Here is a 1,595-nt window from a genome sequence, read left to right as displayed (position 1 = left end):
GTGGCCAGCTGGTTGTTGGCGGCGCCGACGACGGCCTTGACCGTCAGCCGGTCGAGCGTCTGCCGGTTCAGCGTCGCGCCCAGGGCGCAGGGCGCATAGATGTCCGCCTTGACGTCATAGATGGCGTCGGGGGCGACGATCTCGGCGTGGGTGCGGGCCGCCACCTCGGCCAGCAGGGCGGTGTTGACGTCCGTCATGATCAGCTTGGCGCCCGCGGCGTAGAGCTTGTCGGCCAGATAGCCGCCGACGTGGCCGACGCCCTGGACCGAGACGGTCAGGCCGGTCAGATCGTCCTGCTTCCACAGCCGCTTCGCAGCCAGCAGCGTCGAGCGGAACACGCCCTCGGCGGTGACGGGGCTGGGGTCGCCCGAGGCCTCCGGACCGTCGTTCAGCCCCAGCACATAGGGGGTGACCTTGCGGGCTTCGGCGATGTCGGCGACTGAGACGCCGACGTCTTCCGCCGCGTAATAGAGGCCGCCCAGCGTATCGACGGCGCGGCCGAAGGCGCGGAACAGTTCGGGGGTCTTCTGGGTGCGGGAATCACCGATTATGACCGACTTGCCGCCGCCCATCTCAAGGTCCGCGACGGCGTTCTTGTAGCTCATGCCGCGCGACAGACGCAGCACATCCTCCAGGGCCTCGGCGCTGGACGCATAGTTCCACATCCGGGTGCCGCCGCAGGCTGGACCCCGCGCGGTCGAGTGAACAGCGATAATGGCGCGCAGGCCGGTCTTTTCATCAAAGACCGCGTGGACGCCTTCGTGGTTCGCGAAGGACGGAGAATCGAACAGCGTCATGCTCATAAGCGACGTTTCCCGGGGTGTTTTTTTGTTTGCGCGCAGATACCCGCCGGGGCTTAACATCGCAAGCTTGGCGGTTTCACGTCAGCGTGCGTCAGTCGCCGAACGCAACGCAGGGAGGACCGGTCCGGCCCCGGACGGCAGCGGGGCCTGGGGATCGCGCAGCCAGGCCTCGACGTCGCGGAAGACCCGCTCGGCCTGGAAGTCGCGGTTCAGCAGATGCCAACCGTCGGGATAGTAGCCAGTGCGAAGGTCGGGGCGATCGCCGGCCCGCTCCAGCGCCAGACGCATGGCCCGCTTCGGCACCAGACTGTCCCGCGCGCCATACAGCAACAAGGTCGGCGCGCGAACGCGCTCCAGTCGGACCGAGGCGCTCTCCATCAGATCGACCAGCCCATACAGGGTGTCGAACCGGGTGGTCAGAACGCTCGCGGGGTCGCGGCCGGTCCGGTACAGTTCAACCCTGTTGTCGGTGGCCCACCGGTCGCGGGCGATCCATTCCGGCGGCTGGACGCTGCGGTCGCCGATCAGTCGGGCGGTCAGTCGCAGGGAGAGGCGATTGAGCGGATCCTGGCTGGACCAGCCCCACACCGCCGGGGCCAGCAGCACGACCCGGTCGGCTGCGGGCGGACGCTCTGATCCGAAGGCGGCAACGGCGACCGCGCCGCCCATGCTTTCGCCCGCCACGACGATGATGGCCTGGGGGTGTGCCGCGCGGGCCAGGTCGACTGCCACGCGCAGGTCCTGAACCAGCTGCGCCTCCCCGGCCCAGACGCCCTTGCCCGGTGCGCCGCC

The 1,595-nt window shown here is 69.1% G+C and carries 2 protein-coding genes; both read right to left on the bottom strand.

Annotation, left to right across the window (positions count from 1 at the left end; all coding sequences use genetic code 11):
* Positions 1 to 797 (bottom strand): Glu/Leu/Phe/Val dehydrogenase (locus tag ACESMO_RS04355; RefSeq protein ID WP_372706962.1); only part of this gene is annotated, 797 nt, incomplete at its 3' end.
* 87 nt (positions 798 to 884) lie between these two features.
* On the bottom strand, positions 885 to 1,595 hold a 711-nt coding region (locus ACESMO_RS04350), incomplete at its 5' end, for a serine aminopeptidase domain-containing protein (RefSeq protein WP_372706961.1).

The sequence above is a fragment of the Brevundimonas sp. genome, assembly GCF_041688735.1.
In the GTDB taxonomy this organism is placed as follows: Bacteria; Pseudomonadota; Alphaproteobacteria; order Caulobacterales; family Caulobacteraceae; genus Brevundimonas.
Note: the sequence above shows the minus strand (reverse complement) of the source record. Positions and strands in the feature narration are given on the sequence as shown.